Source organism: Gallibacterium salpingitidis, from assembly GCF_030517105.1.
GTDB lineage: Bacteria > Pseudomonadota > Gammaproteobacteria > Enterobacterales > Pasteurellaceae > Gallibacterium > Gallibacterium salpingitidis.
Genome location: NZ_CP103875.1, coordinates 2,735,096 through 2,754,739, shown reverse-complemented (window position 1 = coordinate 2,754,739; position 19,644 = coordinate 2,735,096). Strand labels below are relative to the sequence as shown.

General features: G+C 37.2%; 21 protein-coding genes, 4 tRNA genes and 1 riboswitch. Of the genes, 8 read left to right on the top strand and 17 right to left on the bottom strand.

Features of this window, described 5'->3' with window-relative positions:
• Positions 1-37 precede the first annotated feature (37 nt).
• Positions 38-676 (bottom strand): 3,4-dihydroxy-2-butanone-4-phosphate synthase, encoded by a 639-nt coding sequence (gene ribB, locus NYR30_RS13225; RefSeq protein ID WP_066422337.1) that lies wholly within the window; start codon positions 674-676, stop codon positions 38-40.
• 122 nt (positions 677-798) lie between these two features.
• A riboswitch (FMN riboswitch) is annotated at positions 799-938 on the bottom strand.
• A gap of 89 nt (positions 939-1,027) precedes the next feature.
• Between ribB and ubiK the strand changes: the two genes are divergently transcribed.
• The 4 genes from ubiK (at position 1,028) to NYR30_RS13205 (ending at position 4,123) form a co-directional block, all read left to right on the top strand.
• The gene (ubiK, locus tag NYR30_RS13220; protein WP_066113733.1) at positions 1,028-1,285 is read left to right on the top strand and encodes a ubiquinone biosynthesis accessory factor UbiK; all 258 of its coding nucleotides are present in this window, start codon (positions 1,028-1,030) and stop codon (positions 1,283-1,285) included.
• A gap of 115 nt (positions 1,286-1,400) precedes the next feature.
• Positions 1,401-2,663 (top strand): multifunctional transcriptional regulator/nicotinamide-nucleotide adenylyltransferase/ribosylnicotinamide kinase NadR, encoded by a 1,263-nt coding sequence (gene nadR, locus NYR30_RS13215; RefSeq protein ID WP_066107948.1) that lies wholly within the window; start codon positions 1,401-1,403, stop codon positions 2,661-2,663.
• 7 nt (positions 2,664-2,670) lie between these two features.
• Positions 2,671-3,360, top strand: coding sequence for a metallophosphoesterase family protein (locus tag NYR30_RS13210; RefSeq protein ID WP_066107951.1), 690 nt, complete (start codon positions 2,671-2,673; stop codon positions 3,358-3,360).
• A 34-nt stretch (positions 3,361-3,394) separates the two neighbouring features.
• Positions 3,395-4,123 (top strand): copper homeostasis protein CutC, encoded by a 729-nt coding sequence (locus tag NYR30_RS13205; RefSeq protein ID WP_066113753.1) that lies wholly within the window; start codon positions 3,395-3,397, stop codon positions 4,121-4,123.
• 185 nt (positions 4,124-4,308) lie between these two features.
• Here NYR30_RS13205 and NYR30_RS13200 read toward each other — a convergent pair whose 3' ends face one another.
• The 5 genes from NYR30_RS13200 to NYR30_RS13180 form a co-directional block, all read right to left on the bottom strand.
• Entirely contained in the window at positions 4,309-5,418 is a 1,110-nt protein-coding gene (locus NYR30_RS13200) for a Gfo/Idh/MocA family protein (protein WP_066113735.1), read from the bottom strand.
• Between the two features lie 40 nt (positions 5,419-5,458).
• The gene (locus NYR30_RS13195) at positions 5,459-6,292 is read right to left on the bottom strand and encodes a carbohydrate ABC transporter permease (RefSeq protein WP_066108133.1); all 834 of its coding nucleotides are present in this window, start codon (positions 6,290-6,292) and stop codon (positions 5,459-5,461) included.
• A complete protein-coding gene (locus tag NYR30_RS13190) occupies positions 6,289-7,191 on the bottom strand; it encodes a carbohydrate ABC transporter permease (RefSeq protein ID WP_066108130.1) in 903 nt (300 codons plus the stop codon). Before NYR30_RS13190 ends, NYR30_RS13195 begins: the two co-directional genes overlap by 4 nt.
• A 72-nt stretch (positions 7,192-7,263) precedes the next feature.
• Positions 7,264-8,574 carry an ABC transporter substrate-binding protein gene (locus NYR30_RS13185; protein ID WP_066113737.1) on the bottom strand — a complete coding sequence of 437 codons (1,311 nt, stop codon included), beginning with the start codon at positions 8,572-8,574 and terminating at the stop codon, positions 7,264-7,266.
• A 23-nt stretch (positions 8,575-8,597) separates the two neighbouring features.
• Positions 8,598-9,698 carry an ABC transporter ATP-binding protein gene (locus NYR30_RS13180; RefSeq protein ID WP_066113739.1) on the bottom strand — a complete coding sequence of 367 codons (1,101 nt, stop codon included), beginning with the start codon at positions 9,696-9,698 and terminating at the stop codon, positions 8,598-8,600.
• Positions 9,699-9,854: 156 nt separating this feature from the next.
• On the opposite strand from NYR30_RS13180, the gene NYR30_RS13175 reads away from it, so the two are divergent.
• Positions 9,855-10,547 carry a FadR/GntR family transcriptional regulator gene (locus tag NYR30_RS13175; RefSeq protein WP_066108121.1) on the top strand — a complete coding sequence of 231 codons (693 nt, stop codon included), beginning with the start codon at positions 9,855-9,857 and terminating at the stop codon, positions 10,545-10,547.
• Positions 10,548-10,559: 12 nt separating this feature from the next.
• Entirely contained in the window at positions 10,560-11,636 is a 1,077-nt protein-coding gene (locus NYR30_RS13170; protein WP_066113741.1) for a Gfo/Idh/MocA family protein, read from the top strand.
• A 64-nt stretch (positions 11,637-11,700) separates the two neighbouring features.
• Here the strand turns inward: NYR30_RS13170 and ubiA are convergent, their stop codons facing one another.
• The 3 genes from ubiA to NYR30_RS13155 form a co-directional block, all read right to left on the bottom strand.
• Positions 11,701-12,567, bottom strand: a complete 867-nt coding sequence (gene ubiA / locus NYR30_RS13165; protein WP_066113743.1) for a 4-hydroxybenzoate octaprenyltransferase — start codon at positions 12,565-12,567, stop codon at positions 11,701-11,703.
• Entirely contained in the window at positions 12,564-13,331 is a 768-nt protein-coding gene (locus tag NYR30_RS13160; RefSeq protein WP_302501349.1) for a DeoR/GlpR family transcriptional regulator, read from the bottom strand. The genes ubiA and NYR30_RS13160 overlap by 4 nt, the downstream gene beginning before the upstream one ends.
• A gap of 77 nt (positions 13,332-13,408) precedes the next feature.
• Positions 13,409-14,269 (bottom strand): rhomboid family intramembrane serine protease, encoded by an 861-nt coding sequence (locus NYR30_RS13155; protein ID WP_066113745.1) that lies wholly within the window; start codon positions 14,267-14,269, stop codon positions 13,409-13,411.
• A gap of 72 nt (positions 14,270-14,341) precedes the next feature.
• Here NYR30_RS13155 and NYR30_RS13150 point away from each other — a divergent pair, with 72 nt between their 5' ends.
• Positions 14,342-14,659 carry a DUF5389 family protein gene (locus NYR30_RS13150; RefSeq protein ID WP_066108106.1) on the top strand — a complete coding sequence of 106 codons (318 nt, stop codon included), beginning with the start codon at positions 14,342-14,344 and terminating at the stop codon, positions 14,657-14,659.
• Here NYR30_RS13150 and NYR30_RS13145 read toward each other — a convergent pair whose 3' ends face one another.
• From NYR30_RS13145 to NYR30_RS13115, 7 genes are all read right to left on the bottom strand, one after another.
• Entirely contained in the window at positions 14,660-15,601 is a 942-nt protein-coding gene (locus tag NYR30_RS13145; protein WP_302501345.1) for an alpha/beta fold hydrolase, read from the bottom strand. It abuts the gene before it with no gap.
• Positions 15,602-15,657: 56 nt separating this feature from the next.
• The gene (locus NYR30_RS13140) at positions 15,658-16,239 is read right to left on the bottom strand and encodes an NAD(P)H-dependent oxidoreductase (RefSeq protein WP_066113749.1); all 582 of its coding nucleotides are present in this window, start codon (positions 16,237-16,239) and stop codon (positions 15,658-15,660) included.
• A 104-nt stretch (positions 16,240-16,343) separates the two neighbouring features.
• Positions 16,344-17,528: an elongation factor Tu gene (gene tuf / locus NYR30_RS13135; RefSeq protein WP_302501071.1), complete on the bottom strand. Its 1,185-nt coding sequence runs from the start codon at positions 17,526-17,528 to the stop codon at positions 16,344-16,346.
• A gap of 100 nt (positions 17,529-17,628) precedes the next feature.
• Positions 17,629-17,704: transfer RNA gene (locus NYR30_RS13130), tRNA-Thr, on the bottom strand.
• 1 nt (position 17,705) lies between these two features.
• A tRNA-Gly gene (locus NYR30_RS13125) sits at positions 17,706-17,780 on the bottom strand.
• Positions 17,781-17,808: 28 nt separating this feature from the next.
• A tRNA-Tyr gene (locus NYR30_RS13120) sits at positions 17,809-17,893 on the bottom strand.
• Between the two features lie 33 nt (positions 17,894-17,926).
• Positions 17,927-18,002 (bottom strand) — tRNA-Thr (locus tag NYR30_RS13115).
• A 349-nt stretch (positions 18,003-18,351) separates the two neighbouring features.
• Between NYR30_RS13115 and coaA the strand changes: the two genes are divergently transcribed.
• Positions 18,352-19,284, top strand: coding sequence for a type I pantothenate kinase (gene coaA, locus NYR30_RS13110; protein WP_066114220.1), 933 nt, complete (start codon positions 18,352-18,354; stop codon positions 19,282-19,284).
• Here coaA and NYR30_RS13105 read toward each other — a convergent pair whose 3' ends face one another.
• Positions 19,285-19,605 (bottom strand): DUF2322 family protein, encoded by a 321-nt coding sequence (locus NYR30_RS13105; protein ID WP_066114217.1) that lies wholly within the window; start codon positions 19,603-19,605, stop codon positions 19,285-19,287.
• Positions 19,606-19,644: the final 39 nt, after the last annotated feature.

Below are 19,644 nucleotides of genomic sequence, written 5' to 3'. Positions count from 1 at the left end.
ATAGCGCTATTCTTACAAGAGTAGCGCTAATTTATGGTTAATGACTTAACTTATACGCCACTAAATCCTCAATTGTTACTACTGGATAGCCTTGTGCTAAAGCGAATTTCACAATTTCTGGAGTGCGTGCCATCGTGCCGTCATCATTAGTAATTTCGCAAATCACGCCCGCACGTTTAAAACCTGCTAATTCCACTAAATCAACTGAAGCTTCGGTATGACCACGACGCCCCAATACACCTTTGTCATTAGCTCGCAATGGGAAGATATGTCCCGGACGATGTAAATCACTTGGTTTTGCGCCATCAGCAACCGCCGTTCTAACAGTCGTCACACGATCTTGTGCAGAAACACCAGTAGACACACCTTCTGCGGCTTCAATTGTGACAGTGAATGCAGTACGGTTAACGCTGGTATTGTGTTCCACCATTGGTGGTAACTCAAGCTTTTGGCAAAGTTCATCCGTAATACAAAGGCAAACAATACCGCTACCATAACGAATTAATTTTGCCATTTGCTCTTTAGTAATGGTTTCAGCTGGATAAATCAAATCGCCTTCATTTTCGCGATCTTCATCATCTAGCACTAAAACGCCTTTGCCTTGTTGCAATGCTGCAATCGCATTTAATACACGTTGTTCAGCATCGCCGAATTGAGAAAGAATTGACTGACTCATGGTAATTTCCTTTGTTAGTAAAATATTGATACCAGAATCAGGGCGAATGAGGGAAGTACGGCAGAAAAGAAAACAACACTATTTGCAAAACAAATAGTGCCATTCAAAATTCTTATAGATACCGCTATTCTCTACCATCCAGACTATCACTGTCGGCTTTGGATTTTCACCAAATCTGCTGACTTCATACAGGGTATGAACGCTCGTGGGCTTACTTACGCTTACCACCGGTGGGGAATTTCGCCCCGCCCTGAGAATGCGGGAAAAAGTATAAAATAAAACCTTTGATTTGCCTAGTAAATTTCCCGTTTTTTTCATACAATTTAGCCCGTTAAATTATGTGAGGTCTTTATGTTAAATCCAAAAAAAATCGAAGAAATTATCCAACAAGTACAAAACAATTTACCTCAAGGTATCAAAGAGATTGGTAATGACGTTGAAGCAAAATTAAAACAAGTTTTACAGGCGCAATTATCTAAATTAGATGTGGTTACACGTGAAGAATTTGATGTACAAACACAAGTTTTACTGCGTACTCGTGAAAAATTAACTGCGTTAGAAGCAAAAGTGGATACGTTATTACAACAACAGCAAACACCAAATACGTAGCATATAAAAGACATTTTTCTCATAAAAACGATAAAAACGGCTAATATAAGCAACATAAGAATAATGACAATAAGTCGTTTGTTGCGTATTATGCTTCCTCTCAAAGGAGCAAAATATGACTGATTTTCTTTATTTACAGCAAAAGCGTAAACAATTAGGGCTAAAAGTTGCCGAAGTTTGCGAAAAAGCACAAATTACACGAGCTTACTATAATCAACTTGTTGGCGGTAAAATCCAAAATCCAAGTGCCAAAAAATTAAACGCAATTCATCACGCGCTACAAATTTCCAATACACCAAATAAACAAGTTGGTGTGATTTTTGGTAAATTTTATCCTGTGCATACAGGGCACATTAATATGATTTATGAAGCTTTTAGTAAAGTGGATGAATTGCATGTTATCGTTTGTACCGACACTGAACGCGATTTAAAACTGTTCTATGATAGTAAAATGAAGAAAATGCCAACAGTGCAAGATCGCTTACGTTGGATGCAACAAATCTTCAAATATCAACAAAAACAAATCTTTATCCACCACCTTATCGAAGATGGCATTGCTGCTTATCCAAACGGTTGGGTAGATTGGTCTTCTCGTGTTAAAGCACTATTTAAAGAAAAACATTTTACGCCGAGTGTTGTTTTTAGTAGCGAACCTCAAGATAAAGAGCCTTATGAAAAATATCTACATTTAGAGGTGGTATTAGTCGATCCTGAACGTGCTTTCTTTAATGTATCCGCTACAAAAATTCGTAATCATCCGTTCCAATATTGGAAATTTATTCCAAAAGAAGTTCGCCCATTTTTTGCTAAAACTATTGCTATTCTCGGTGGAGAAAGTAGCGGTAAAACAATGCTAGTCAATAAACTCGCCGCGGTATTTAATACTACTTCAGCGTGGGAATATGGTCGTGAATTTGTATTTGAAAAACTTGGCGGTAATGAACAAGCAATGCAATATTCCGATTACCCTTTGATGGCTTTGGGGCATCAACGCTACGTTGATTACGCATTACGTCATGCGCATAAAGTAGCATTTATTGATACCGACTTTATTACCACCCAAGCATTTTGTATTCAATATGAAGGAAAAGCTCATCCATTCTTGGATTCAATGATCAAAGAGTATCCTTTTGATGTCACCATTCTCTTGAAAAATAATACAGCTTGGGTGGACGATGGTTTGCGCAGTTTAGGGTCGCAACAACAACGCCAACGTTTCCAACAATTACTGAAAAAATTATTAGAGAAATACAATATTCCTTATATTGAAATTGAATCACCAAGCTATTTAGAACGTTATGCCCAAGTGAAAAAGATTGTGGAACGTGTACTAAATGATGAATCCGTTCATGAAGCTATTGAGAATAAGGAGAAATAGATAATTCATGCTTCTTTTTGCTGGCGATCCTCATGGATATTTTGAACACCTTTATCCATTTATCCAGAATAATCAATCTATCTCATTGATTATTCTAGGAGATTTGCAACTGACTGATTGTAAAGAACTCGATAAACTTGCTCAATATTGTGATCTTTGGTTTATTCATGGTAACCACGACAGCAAAACCGTTGCTGCATTTGAAGCCATTTGGGGCAGCGAATGGAAACAACGTAATCTGCATGGCAAAGTGGCTGAAATCGAAGGGGTAAAAATTGCCGGTTTAGGCGGTGTATTTCGTGGACAAATTTGGATGCCGCCTAATAAACCATTATTTCTCGATCCAATTCATTATTGTCAATATTGCACCCAAGACAAAATTTGGAAAGGTGGATTACCTTTGCGTCATCGGACTTCTATCTTTCCGTCTGATATTGATACGCTTGCTACACAACAAGCGGATATTCTTATCAGTCATGAAGCACCTAAGCCACACCCTTCAGGTTTTGCGGTAATAAATCAACTAGCAGAAAGTATGGGTGTTAAAAAAATTTTTCATGGACATCACCATGATAATTTCGACTATAGCCAACTTAAAGGTCGTGTACGCCCTTACCAGATTTTTAATATTGGTTTCCGTAGTCTTAGTGATATCAACGGTCATTACCTACTTATTGGAGTAGATGATCGCGAATGATAAATTGTACTGCCCTTTTGTATATTGCCATATTATGAAAATCGAAGTTTGTGTTGATAATATTGAGTCCGCTATCATTGCTGAACAAGCTGGTGCCGATCGTATAGAACTCTGTGCTGCATTACCTTTAGGCGGTCTTACACCGCATTATTCTCTTATCAAGGCGGCAACGCAAAAACTATCTATCCCGGTTTATGTCATGATTCGTCCACGAGCTGGTGATTTTCTGTTTAATGCGGATGAACAGCAAATGATGATAGATGATATTGAAATGGCTAAACAACTCGGCGCCGATGGAGTAGTAATCGGTGCTTTAACCGTTAATGCTGAAATTGATATTGCTCTCACCAAAATGCTGATGCAATCTGCGCGCGGCTTAGACATTACCTTCCATCGCGCTTTTGATTTATGCCGAGATCCTCTACACGCTTTACAACAGCTAATCGAGCTAGGTTGTTCTCGTATTTTAACTTCAGGACAGGCAGCAACCGCTGCTCAAGGACAAACTCTATTAACGCAGTTAGTACAACAGGCACAACATAAAATTTCGATTATGGCTGGTGCTGGTATTAACGCAGATAACGCCCTCACTATCGCCCAACAAACAGGTGTCACCGAGCTACATTTATCAGGAAAAAGCTATCGTCCAAGCAAAATGCAATATCAAAATTCACAAGCTGCAATGGGACAAAACGCAAATGAAGATACTCAAATATTAGTCACTGATTTTGCCAAGATCAACGCAGTTAGAAAGTTGTTCTGATTGTAATTTATTTATTAAAACAGCTTTATCCAACTCTTAAAAGTTTGAGAAACAATACACCAACAGCCACTTCGGGTGACTGTGAGTTGAAAAATGGAATATCGTTGTCGAATGCGCAGCAACATATCAAAAAAATAGCTGGCATAATGCACAGCTATTTGGATTAACGCAATGAAATTGATTGATTATTTATTATTAATAATTTCAGCGACTTCTACCTTACGGTTTTCATAGCGTGAACGGGTGCAAGCATCAGCGGTAGCGATTGCAGCACGAGCTGCTTCCCCAGTCAGTAATTTGGCAAATTCTTCTGATGGCTTCATACCATGCATAATATCATTAAGATATTTCATCTCTTTTTTCATTACTGAACTCAACCATAACGGTGTCCGTTTACCCGGATGTCCATATTGGATAGCGCCGTCCATTTCTGTTCCTGTATAAATACGGGTACGATCATCATCCTCTTCTTGTGTTTCGTGAATTAAGAAATGGGTATCTTTGCCATCAACACGTAACGTACCGCCACAATGATACATATCGAGTTTAATTGCTCCTTTTTCCCCTTGGATCAAGACATAATGTTCTCCCCAACGGAACGCTGAACCCCATTCCAATACTGCAAATCGTCCATCTTCAAATTCTAAATTGAGGAACAACATATCATCTTCATCACCAAATTTTTCACCTTGGTGAGCCACATTCCCTGCCGTCATCGTAACTGTTTTCGGCATTCCCCCCATTAAAAATTGCACACAATCTAATTCATGAATATGGTGATAAAGATGACCACCCGATTTAGCCCGAATCTTCTTCCACGAAATGCTTGGTTGTACATCTTCCCAACCATTACGTGCAGTATGACAATAAAGCACTTTACCAATCACACCTTGATTAATCAGTTCTTTTGCATGATGTACACCATTAAAGAAATTCATAATATGACCCGCCATAAAGATCACACCATTTTCCTCACAAGCACGTACCATCTCATCACAATCGGCATAACTCAATGCAATTGGTTTTTCACAGAAAACGTGTTTTTTATGTTTTGCTGCCAACAACACTGGCTCTTTATGCAGATAATTTGGTGTCGCTACAATCACACAATCTACATCATCACGACTAACCAACTCTTCTAAACTATTTGCAGCATCACATTGCAACTCTTCTGCAATTGTTTTTCCATTTTCTGGATCATATACCACCGTTACTTTGGCATCTTCGTTTTCATTCATAAAACGTGCTAAATCTGCCCCAAAATAACCTACTCCGACTACACCATACTTCACCATTTTATTTCTCCTTGAGAATAGTAATTTCAAAATTAATTTCTTATTTCACAGAGCCTTCAGATAATCCACCTGCAATTTTGTTTTGAATAAAGCAGAAGAAGAGTACTGAAGGAAGAACCACTAATACTGAGGCTGCCATCATATCGCCCCAATCCAGAATTTCTGCACCATTCAATGAACGTAGTGCCACAGCTACAGTCATCTTGCTGGTGTCATTCACTAAAATCAGTGCATAAAGGAATTCATTCCACGCATTGATAAAGGTATAAATCGCTGTTGCCACAATACCTGGCGCCACTAATGGCAACACGATCTTAAAGAACACCGTAAATTTATTCGCACCATCAATTTTTGCTGCTTCCTCAATTTCAATTGGCACAGTTTGGAAAAAACCAACTAATAGCCACACTGCATAAGGCACACTAAAAGAGAGATACACAATGACTAAACCAAAGGTAGTGTTTGTTAATCCAACTTTTGCCATCACGATAGAGTAAGGAATAGCTAATAAAATCGGCGGGAAAATATAGGTTGTAATCAATACCTTAGACATAATCCGCCCTAATCTTGGAAAAAATCGCACAATACCGTAGGCTGCCATTGCAGAGATCACCGTCGCAATCAAAGTGGTACTAAGCGCAATCATCAAACTATTTTTAATATTGACGATAAAATTTAAGTCATAAATCACATGACGGTAATAATCTAAGGTGAATACTTTTGGCCAGAAACTCGTTGGATCCCCTGTTAGCTCACCTTTGCCTTTTACGGAAGAGATAATGATCCAAACTAATGGGAAAACCGCAATGACCGTCACTACCATTAGGTAAGCATGACAAATAAGATCACCTAGCATTGATTTTTGCTTTTTCATGAGTGAGCTCCTTCTTTTTCCCAACGACTAATGACTTTGAAATAGATGAAACATACAAGTAGGAGGAAAATAAACAGTAATACTGTCACTGCTGAAGAACGCCCTAACATCTTCGTTCCCCATCCCATGTTGTATGCCAAAATAGGAATGGTCATTGTTGAATTTGCTGGACCACCACCGGTCATCAAATAGATGATGTCAAAATTATTGAAAACCCATACTGTTCTGAGTACTACAAGTAGTCCAACAACCACTTTAATATGTGGCAACGTAATATGGCGAAATACTTGCCATGCATTTGCGCCATCAATTCTCGCTGCTTCATATTGTTCCTGTGGAACAGTCTGTAATGCAGAAAGAACATTGACCATAATCAATGGTGCACCAAACCAAATATTGACGAAAACTAAACTAACAAATGCCCACGTACTATCTGATAAAAAGTGAGGTGCGACATCCATTAAACCTAATTTGACGATCACATTTGGTAAATAACCGTACACTCCGTTTAAAATCCATTGCCAAGAAAAAGCAATGACAATAGTTGGAAACGCCCAAGGAATAATCAGCAAAATCTTATATAACCACTGCAAGTGGCGAATACGATTTAATGCCATTGCGAGAGAGAAGCCGACTAAGATCTGCCCCACTAAAGAAAATACTGTCCATTTAATAGAATTTAAAAAAGCCCACCAAAATGTTGGATCACCTAACACTGCCCGATAGTTATCAAACCCCACAAATTTGTAATACGGCATAATTAAGTTTTTATTAGTAAAACTATAAAAAATGCTCGATAAAAATGGATAAACAAACAATGTAGAAACTACTATCAACGCAGGCAGTACAAAAATCCATCGGGTATAGTTTTTTGAAATCACGAACCCTCCCCTTCCCATCATTTGTGGGAATGAAAAACTATCAAATCATTTATGGTTAGAAGGTGGGGCAATCTGCCCCACTTTTATTGATTATGGTGCAACCATTTCAAACAACTCATTTAGTTGTTTCTCAGCTTTTTTCGCTGCTACCATCGGATCAGTACCATTTGCAACTATGTCTTGGAACATTGCTTCAATGATATGTTGGTTCGTTAATAATCCACCTTGTACTGTTGGACCATGTTCGTAACCAATTGCAGTTCCTTTATCCACTGCTTCAGCAATGACTTTTTCTGCGTGACTAAATTGTTTAATCATTGGATTATTCGCATAGGTAGGATCACTAGAAATACCTTTTATAGCAGGTAACATTCCTACAGGAACAGATTGTAAGAATTTGATATAACGATCTTTTTGATAAAGCGTTTCGATAAATGCTTTACTAATCTCTGGATGTTTAGAAGTTTTCCAAACAACAAGTGGAATATTTGCCGTTTCTAAACCACGATCAGGATCATTCGCATGAATTTTTGGTACTGGATAAGCATCAATTTCACCAAGTAATTGTGGCGTATTTGTTTTTACTCCACCAATTTGGAAACCAGAGTTAAAATCAAACGCCGTTTTACCTTGATAATAGAGTGTTGCTTGTTTTAATACATCATAGTTAATTGAATCTTTTGGTGAAGTTTCTTTATACATCTTCACCCAATATTTAATACCTTCTTGCGCCAATGGGCTAGTAAGATCCGCTTTAAGATCTTTAGTTAACAAACTGCCACCACCACTTCTAACATAGAGATTTAAGAATCTTGTCGCAATAAAGTCATTGGTTCCCATTGGTACAGATAAACCATATACTCCATCTTTCGTTAACACCTTCGCTGCGTGATAAAGTTCATCCCATGTTTTCGGTACTTCAAGATTATGTTTTTTCAATAAATCTTTGCGAATCCACATTACTTGAGCATGGGAATAAAGTGGTAATGAATAGTTATTTCCATCTACTGTACCTTCACTAATTGCAGCTTTAGAAAACTTATCTCGTCCAATCTTATCAATCAAATCATTAACCGGTAATAATGCACCAACATTAATCATTTCTACTACTTGATTTGGTAATGCCGTACTCATATCTGGTACATTGCCAGACGCAAATCCTGTCGTCCATTTAGTGTAAAAGTCATTCCAAGAGAAAGTTTCAATTTTGATTTTGACTTTTGGATGTTCTTTCATAAATTCATTAGCCGCTTCTTGAATAACTTCCAAACGAGGACCTTGAGTAAAGGAGTGCCAAACAGTGATATTACCTGCTAAATCAGCTGCCAACGCATAACCACTAAAAATACTGCTGCTTAATACAACTGATGCGCCAACAGTTAAAAGACTTTTCAATTTCATACAATGCTCCTTATGAGAGAAAATTAGAGAAGAGATTGTTCAGTTTCAGGATCAAAGAAATGCGCTCTTTTCATATCGAATGCGAGAGTAATACTTTGTCCCATCTTAATTTGCTGTCGAGAATGTACGATAGCTTTAATGCTCTGCTGTCCCACATCAAGATGCACAATATATTCAGCACCTAACAACTCAGCGACATTCACTGGTGCTGTAATCATCGCTTTTTGGTAGCTACCTAACAGTAATGGTTCATTTGAAATATTCTCAGGACGAATTCCCAAAATCACCATTCTTCCATCCCAACCGTTATGTTCAAGTGCCGCATACATATCGTCTGGAATACTAAAACTATATCCATCTTCCGTAACAAAATTACCTTGTTGAATACGTCCATGTAAAAAATTCATTGTTGGTGCACCAATAAAACCCGCAACAAATAAGTTATTAGGGTGATCATAGATTTCTTTTGGTGAGCCAATTTGTTGCACAACACCTGCACTCATTACGACAATTCGATCAGCCATCGTCATTGCCTCTGTTTGATCGTGAGTTACATAAATCGTTGTCGCATTTAATTGAGTATGAATACGGATAATTTCCGCACGCATATTACTGCGCAATTTCGCATCCAAATTAGATAAAGGTTCGTCCATTAAAAAGACTTTCGGTGAACGCACAATAGTCCGACCAAGTGCAACACGCTGTCTTTGTCCACCAGATAGTGCTTTTGGTTTACGATCTAATAGTGACTCTAAACCTAAAATTTTTGCGGCTTCTTTAACCTTGCGATCGATTTCAGCCTTATTCACCTTACGCAGTTTTAATGCAAACGCCATATTTTCATAAACAGTCATGTGTGGATAAAGCGCATAAGATTGAAAGACCATCGCAATATCTCTATCCTTTGGTTCAACGTCATTAACCAAACGATCATCAATATAAAACTCCCCTTCAGAGATATCTTCTAAACCAGCAATCATTCTTAATGTTGTTGATTTCCCACAACCAGATGGACCAACTAAAGCAATAAATTCTTTATCAGCAACTTCTAAATTGAAATCTTTTACTGCTTCAAAACCATTGCTATAACGTTTGTAAATATGACTTAACGATAGTGTTGCCATAAGCCTTCCTTTTTTATTTGTTGCTTATTTATTGACTGACAAGTCACTAAAAATAAGCTACCATTTATACAACTCAGAGATAAGACATCTGATGTCTAAAACTTAGAGATATGATGTCTTATTTTGCTTAAATTTTCTGCGATAAAGATCACAAAAATGAAAAAATCAACAAAAAAAGCTACAAATCTGGCATTACAAGAAGAGATCAAACAACTGATCTTAGATAAAGGATTAAAAGCAGGCGACCTTATGCCCACTGAAAATGAGCTAATGACATTATTAGATGTAAGCCGTTCTAGTTTGCGTGAAGCCGTTAAATCATTGGAAGCATTACATATTTTAGATATTCATCATGGTGTAGGTACTTTTATTAGTGAATCATCATTAACCCCAATGATTCAGAGCCTAGCTTTCCATACTCAATTACAACTACAAGACAACATCAAATATTTATTAGATATATTAGATGTACGTGAGATTTTGCAATATGGCTTTGCACCATTGGCTATTGCTAAAATCAGCGATCAAGAAGTAGAACAATTACAGCAACTTAGCTTGCAGATGAAACAACAAGCTCGTGATGGTCAATATGCGTATGACGCCGAATATCAAATTCATCTGCAAACATATAAATCCATCAAAAATACCTTACTTTCTCAGTATCTTGATGCTTTCTGGCAAATATTCCAAATGCAAGAGGATAAACTCCCACCTTCTCCATTTACTCCAACAGAAATTGCACTAAGCTATCAAGAATGGGTAGATGCTGTTGAAGCGAGAGATATTAATCGTTTCCAACATACTATATTGATTTATTTTCGCCATCTACGCCAACGTATTAGTCAATAGGAGGTTATCACAATGAAGATGATTAATGTCGCCTTAGTAGGTTGTGGTTTCTTTGGGCAGCAACTTGCAACTGTATTCAATAAATCTCCTTTTAAATTAGTAGGGGTCACCGATCTACAAATCAGTTTAGCGCAAGATCTTTCACTAAAATATGATGCTACTGCTTATGCTGATTTATCAAGCTTATTAGCCCAACAACACGTTGATTTAGTATTAATCGCCACGTACAACCATAGTCACCGACAAATCGCTGAACTCGCATTGCAAAATGGTTGTGTAGTTTTTATCGAAACTCCGTTCACTATTAATCCAATAGATGCTGAAGCATTGATTCAGTTAGCAAAAGAGAAACAATGCCCGATCTTTGTTGGACATTGCTTGAGAGTCTTACCTGGTTTACAACAGGCAAGACAGATTATTCAACAACAAATTCTAGGAAAAATTACTGTTGTACGTGCCAATCGACAACGTTGGTTAGATCCAATTTTTCAATCTAATTGGTGGAAAAATGATATTCAACTCACTGGCGGTAAGTTATTCCATGAAATCCATGAGTTAGACCTTTTAGGTTGGTTAGTCGGTGAAGTAGCGAATGTTTTTGCTCAATCAACCAATCGTGCACATTTAGAAACACCAGATCATCATGATGTTATTCAGTTATTGCTACAATTTAAAAATGGTGTCTATGGTTCTCTGGAAATGGGATCAGCCTATCATCTGTTTAAATGGGACATCATTATCCATGGCGAGCTTGGTTCAATGTTGATTAATTTCTTTACTTCGAGTGTTACCATTTCTTTCGCTAATGGTCATCGTCAACAGTTTAATATGTATGACGAATTCGAGGCTGATTTATCGTTACGTGAAAGTAGTAAAGGTATTCAAAAATATGGTCAACCTAATGAACGTTGCCCTTACTGGTTGACTCGTGCTATTGAATTGGAAGCTGAAAGTGTCTTAGCTCACTTACAGCAAAAACAACCAAGCGTACTATGTGAATTACCAGCAAGAGCTATTTGCATAGCTAATGCAGCAACCCAATCCATCAAAAACAAGGAGCTAATTTCTGTCACTTATTGTGAAGAATAATTATAAATAAAGCTGCTATCAGTGAATGACAGCAGCTTTATATTATACCGATGAGCTATCAGAATTAATAAACACCAACCACAATGGCAATAAAAATCCACATTCCGACGTAATTATTATTAAGAAATGATTTAAAACAGGCTTCGCGAATTCGGGTTTTGGTCATTTTGCATTGATAAATAAAATGAGAAGCTGCGATTGCCAGCACAATAAAATAGCCTGTATTTAATTGCTGCGCATAACCAAGGTAAATCAGCAATAACAGCGTAATCAACTGTAGCAACGCAATGATTTTATTATCATACTCAGCAAAGAGAATAGCTGTTGATTTTACACCGATCCGTAAATCATCATCCCGATCTACCATTGCATATTGTGTATCGTAAGCAATTGTCCAGGTTAAATTCGCTAAGAATAGAATCCAGCAATCTAATGGTAAAGCTTCCACTGTAGCGCCATAAGCCATCGGAATTGACCAACCAAATGCTGCACCTAAAAAGAGTTGTGGCAAATGGGTATAGCGTTTCATAAATGGATAAATAAACGCTAGCAAAACCGCAATAACGGATAAGGCTATCGCATAAAAATTTAATTGTAAGACTAATAAAAACGACAAAAACACTAAAGTTACAAACAGGACTTTAGCTTCTGTTTCTGAAACGGCGCCTGTTGCCAATGGGCGGCGGTTAGTCCGTTTTACTTCACCATCAATATGTCGATCTGCATAGTCATTAATGACACAACCAGCAGAACGCATAAAAACAACACCTAAGATAAAAATCATCAACACTTTTGGATCGGGAAAACCGTTATTTGCTAACCATAATGCCCATAATGTTGGCCATAATAAAAGAAATGAACCTATTGGATTATCTAAGCGCATTAATTGCACATAGCTTGGCCATTTACTGAACTTCATAAATTCTGTCATACTTGGCTAGGACAAACCTTCACAACTAAATTACTATTTTCTACTAATGATGACATCTCTCCTGGCAGAGGACGATCCGTAAACAGATAATCAAACATCGTAACTGGCCCTAAACGCACCATCGCACGACGTGAAAATTTGGAATGATCTGTAACCAAAATACTGGTTCTTGAACTCTCAATAATGGTACGTTTTACTTGCACTTCGTGGTAATCATAATCTAATAAAGAACCATCGTGATCGATTGCACTAATGCCCAAAATACCAAAATCTAAGCGGAATTGGGAAATAAATTCCATTGTGGCTTCACCAATAATACCGCCATCTGGGCGTAATCCACCGCCAGCAATAATAATCTGGAAATTCTCTTTATCCATTAAAATATGCGCAGCATTCAAATTATTAGTCACAATACGTAAATTTTCATGATTTAATAAAGCGCATGCTACGGCCTCAGCGGTAGTACCAATATCAATAAATAAAGAGGAACCATTAGGAATTTGTTGAGCAACACATTTCGCCACCCACTCTTTCTCTTCGCATAATAATGTCTTACGAGAAGCATAGTCACTGTTTTCTGAAGTAGATGGTGAGGCCGCTCCGCCATGGTGACGACGAATTTCATTTCTCGCCGCTAATTCATTTAGATCTCTACGAATGGTTTGTGGACTAACATCTAATTCAGCAACTAACTCTTCGGTACTGATATAACCGTGTAATTTCACTAATTCAATAATACGGTTATGGCGTATTGCTTGTTTCATAACTACCTCACATAGTGTGACTATTCCCTGTAATTCTACTAAAAATCAGTATCTTTTCATTAAATTTTTGTGAAAAATCATTGGGATTTATGTTTATTCCATAAAATATCGAACCCTACTAATAAGCAGCCACTAATTAATCCAGCAATATGTGCACTATTTCCCATCGATATGCCCAATAACGGTGAGAAAAAGCCACTAACTATCCCAATAATTAAAAACCAACTAAAACCTGTTGGAATATTAAATTTTCTCAATGGATCAAAATAATTGCTTAACCACACATATCCCAATACCGCATAAACTACTCCTGATAAGCCAAAAAAAGCTGGGCCTGAAGCAAAATATTGAGCAAAACCACTAATAACTCCCGAAAATAAATATAAGAACAGTAGCTTTCCTGTACCTTGATAACGTTCAATTAAACCAGCAAAAATCCACCACCATAATAAATTGAATAATAGGTGAGCTAAAGACAGATGCACTAAAGTATGGGAAAGATATCGCCAAAATTCGGCTGTTTGAAACGGCAATTCAGGAAAATGAAAATAGGCAAAAACCTCATTACCCGCTATTAAGGTTAATCCATAAATAGCCACACACAATAAGGTAATGAAAAAAGTAAATTTTATTGCCAATAAATTACGCCAATGTAATTGCTTATAAACACCATTAATAGGCCGAAAGAGTTGAGCAAATGATAAAGTTGTGCCGTTTTGCCATTCTGCTTGACTAAATTGTGCTGCAACTGGGTTTTGCATAAACTGTGCGGCAATATCTTGAACTTGCTTAATCACGTCAGGTTCATCATTCAATAAATAGAGATGAAAATATTCGTTCCCTTGCTGAATCTGAATTTGATACTGATATTGTTGTTGAATAAATTGTTGGAATCGTCTTGCGAGTTCTAGTTGTGTACTACTGAAAAGATAATGCATTCTGGGTAATCCTAGAGGTTAATCATAAAATCCGTTATACTGCTGTTCACCATTCTTAATCAATAATGTTTTATGCGCAAAAAAAATAACTTTCCTGAAGGCTTTTCCAAATTTTCTTGGGCGATTGCCATTTTTTGTATTCCTGCTTTTCTTTGGCCATTATCATTATTACTTTCGCCAAGCTTAAAACTGAACCCAAACCTTTCCGAAGCTGCTTTAACCAATATGTCAATTTTTATGTGGAGTTATCCACTATTACTGTTTATTTTGGCGCGTATTATTTATAAATTACATCAACGCAAACCAAAATTTGCAGCCTATTTGTTAGCAATTTGCTTCGTATTATTTTATCTCGCTGTATTCATCATTGCAGTACGTGGATTTAACTAATTACGACTGTAAAAATTCAATAATCTGTTTGAATACTGATGCTCTAATTTCATCAGTTTCAAACATGATTTCATGTTTTGCACCAGCAATCTCAACTAAATGAACTGAAGGTGACGAAGCAAATAATTTTTTCACTTTATTAGTTGAAACAATTGATTCTTCACCTGACTGTAAAATTAACATTGGCATTTGAATTTTTGGCGCTAAATTTGGCAACTTTTTAAAAGCAATAATGATGCGATGAACCCAACCAAAAGTTGGCCCGCCTAATCTAGCTTCTGGGTATTTTGCCGCCATCTGATTCATAAAATCCAATCGCGCTTTACTGTGTGTTAAATCGGTTGTGGCAATATTGGCAGGCTTATAAGGACCTTTCGTGAAAATATAACGACCAGAACATCCAAATAACACCATCAACATCACAACAATTTCATCTCTTAATGCGGTTTCTTCTCGTAAACCTAAAAATGGGGAAGATAAAATAACTTTATCAATATGATGAGGATAAGTTGCTAAATAATAGGTTGCTAATAATCCTCCCATAGAATGGGCAAACAAAACCTGTTGTTGATACTGTTTTTGTTGTAATACTGTCTGAATGACCAAATCCATGTCATCAATATAGTAGCGGAATTGATCAATATAGCCTTTATGTTTATCTGCTAACAAGCGATCTGAAAAACCTTGCCCTCTATGATCAAATAATAAAACATCATAACCTTGCTGATAAAAGTCATAGGCAATTTCACTCCATTTGGCGATATTCTCACCTCTACCATTGACTAAAATCATCAACTTAGTGTGATGAATATTTGTGACATAGCGATAAGCTATCTGCTTATTTTGATTACCTACCACATAACAAATAGGAAATGATTCAATAAAAGGAAGTAAGGTATCTTCAACAAATTGATTAAAATGGTCTTCGCGTGATTGGAACATATTTTTAAATTAAACCGTAAAAAAGATAAAGCCACACGACTTTATCTTTTCTGTTTTTATTTCGCAAATAATTTTGTTAGGTGGGCTTTATATTCCGCAATATGCTGTTCTACATTTGGATTTTTAATGACATCATTACAAATAAATGTTGGTAACGCAGTAATACCCAAAAACTCATTTGCTTTTCTAAAATGCAAATAAACACCATCAACTCCTTTACCTTCAAAGAAATCACCTTCACGTTCAAAGGCTTCAATTGGTGCATTCCAAGTTAAAGACAGCATATGTTTTCTACCTTGTAATAAACCGCCTGTACCATAACCTTCTGTTGGATTGACACGATGACGACCATCACTCTGATAAAGTTTGCCATGACCAAAAGTAAAAACTTCATCAATATATTTTTTTACAATCCATGGTTCACCCATCCACCAACCAGGCATTTGCCAAATCACAACATCCATCCAAACAAATTTTTCAATTTCTTGTTCAATATCATAGCCAGCATCAATAGTGGTTTCTTTTATTTCGTGTCCTAATGCAACAAGCGTATCCTTTGCAACATTATGCAATGTAGCATTAAGCTGTCCATGAGAATGTCCAAATGATTTGCCACCATTTAGTAATAAAATCTTCATTTTCTTATCCTTATCAAATATTTACTTAGAGAAACTCTTTTTCTCTCCCAAAAAACAAAACCCGTCTAAAAAGACGGGTCTTTATATTTATCTTCGCAATTCAATTATTTTTTGATGTTTGCTACAACACCTGCGCCTACTGTACGGCCACCTTCACGAATCGCAAAACGTAAACCTTGATCCATCGCAATTGGGTGAATCAAGCTTACTGTCATCTTGATGTTATCTCCTGGCATTACCATTTCCACACCTTCTGGTAACTCGATTGTTCCTGTTACGTCAGTTGTACGGAAATAGAATTGTGGACGATATCCTTTGAAGAATGGAGTATGACGACCACCTTCTTCTTTTGATAATACGTACACTTCTGCTTCAAAGTCTGTGTGTGGTGTGATTGAACCTGGTTTCGCTAATACTTGGCCACGTTCGATTTCTTCACGTTTGGTACCACGTAATAACGCACCAATGTTTTCCCCAGCACGTCCTTCGTCTAATAATTTACGGAACATTTCTACACCAGTTACTGTTGTCTTCGTTGTATCTTTGATACCCACGATTTCAACTTCTTCACCTGTCTTAATAATTCCGCGTTCTACACGTCCAGTTACTACTGTACCACGACCTGAAATTGAGAATACATCTTCAATTGGTAATAAGAACGGTTGGTCAATCGCACGTTGTGGTTCTGGAATGTAAGTATCTAAGTAATTCGCTAATTCTAGAATTTTTTCTTCCCATTCAGCTTCGCCTTCTAATGCTTTTAATGCTGAACCACGTACGATTGGTGTATCGTCACCTGGGAAATCGTATTGAGATAGAAGTTCACGTACTTCCATTTCTACTAATTCTAATAATTCTTCATCATCTACCATATCGCATTTGTTTAAGAATACGATGATGTATGGTACACCTACTTGGCGTCCTAATAAGATGTGTTCACGTGTTTGTGGCATTGGACCATCTGTCGCTGCTACTACTAAGATTGCGCCGTCCATTTGTGCCGCACCAGTAATCATATTTTTTACGTAGTCGGCGTGTCCCGGACAGTCAACGTGTGCATAGTGACGAGTCGCTGTATCATATTCAACGTGTGAAGTGTTGATGGTGATACCACGTGCTTTTTCTTCTGGTGCATTATCGATTTGGTCAAATGCACGTGCCGCCCCACCAAAGTGTTTCGCTAATACTGTGGTGATCGCTGCTGTTAATGTTGTTTTACCATGGTCAACGTGACCGATTGTACCCACGTTAACGTGCGGTTTTGTACGTTCAAATTTTTCTTTAGACATGGAAAGTCCCCTAAAAAAACACGGTTATCGATGGCGTATAACTACCACATTAACCAAAGATAATTACAGGATTTGAATAAAAAGGAAAGAAAAATAGAGGTGGTGCTGATAGGCGGATTTGAACCGCCGACCTCACCCTTACCAAGGGTGCGCTCTACCAACTGAGCTATATCAGCGTGGAGCGGGCAGCGGGAATCGAACCCGCATCATCAGCTTGGAAGGCTGAGGTAATAGCCATTATACGATGCCCGCACCTATATTCATCTGTCCCATCATAAAATGGTGGAGGGAGAAGGATTCGAACCTTCGAAGGCTGAGCCGGCAGATTTACAGTCTGCTCCCTTTGGCCGCTCGGGAATCCCTCCACAACGCTAAATGCTAGTACTTACTTGAAAAGATGGTGCCGACTACCGGAATCGAACTGGTGACCTACTGATTACAAGTCAGTTGCTCTACCTGCTGAGCTAAGTCGGCATCGTTAAGCAAGTGAGGCGTATTATAGGGATCTTTTTTCGTCTGGCAAGACTTTTTTGGAAAAAAAACACGATTTTTTATCGGTAGCCTAAATCTCAAGCAAAAGTTGCTTGTTTTTTACAGTTTCCGTTTAAATTCCCAGCAATAACAAGCTAAGATTTTTTATTAATGCAAGCTCACACCAATAATATAGACCCACTTTGTCGCAATAGTTGTATAGCTGACACATAATAAAAGAAAAATTTCGCACTTAATGGCAGGAAAACAGTCACAATTCACTTTGCCTTTTTGATGTTGTTTCTATAACATACACTTCTATCTTTTTTATTCTATAGATCAGCAAAATATTGTGAGCCAACAAAATATTAGTACTTTTTCCCCATTCTTAATTTTTGAACGTGAACAATGGGCAGAATTAAGAAAATCAGTGCCACTCTCTCTTACAGAACAAGATCTCAAACCGTTATTGAGTTTTAATGATGAGCTGTCATTAGATGAAGTACGTTCTATCTATTTACCGCTGGTGCGTTTACTTAACTACTATATAGAAGAGAATTTAAAACGACATACAGTCATTGAGCGTTTTCTTGGGATTGATAAACCAAAAGTACCTTACATTATTAGTATTGCGGGAAGTGTTGCAGTTGGTAAAAGCACTACCGCTCGTATTTTGCAAGCATTATTAACCGAAGCAAATCGTAAAGTTGATTTGATTACTACGGATGGTTTTTTATATCCATTAGAGAAATTAAAACAGCAAGATTTACTCAGTAAAAAAGGCTTCCCTGTTTCATACGATACACACGCACTAATTCAGTTTGTATCAGATATAAAATCTGGTAAAGAACAAGTTAAAGCTCCCGTCTATTCACATTTAATTTATGACATTATTCCAGGGCAATATACAGAGATAAATCAACCTGATATTCTGATTATTGAAGGGTTAAACGTGTTACAGCGTGGGCATAAAGCACATAATTTGTTTGTCTCTGATTTTGTTGATTTCTCAATTTTTGTGGATGCTGAAGAGAGCTTATTAAAAAATTGGTATATCAAACGTTTCCTAAAATTCCGTAAAGGAGCATTTGCCGATCCAAACTCTTATTTCCATCATTATGCACAACTGTCAGAAACTGAAGCGATTGAGGTTGCTTCTAGTATTTGGGACAACATTAATGGCGTTAATCTACACGAGAATATTTTACCAACTCGTGAACGAGCAAGTCTGATCTTAGTAAAAGGTGAAGATCACGCCATTAATACGGTAAAACTTAGAAAATAATTAAACAGAGGTAATAACCTTAATCTGCCATTGGTGATGTTGTTCAAGCACCCTAAATAACAAATCAATATTCGGATGCTTACCTGGATTTTGTTTTGCTTCTATACAATGTTCCGCAAACCAAATTAATCCTTGTTGCGCTGATTCTTGATTTAACATACCTGAAAATTTTCGTGCTAAAGCATTATAAATCCGTAAAGAACCTAACTTACCTGGAACTGCTGGGATGGTATGTTCTAGCTCACCTCTTTCATTCACAATATCAATTTGGCGAATATCATCAATAGGTGGCAAAGTCAGTAAAATCTGTTGAAAATTCATATACAATTTATTCCATATTAATAAAGATTTTAGGGTTTT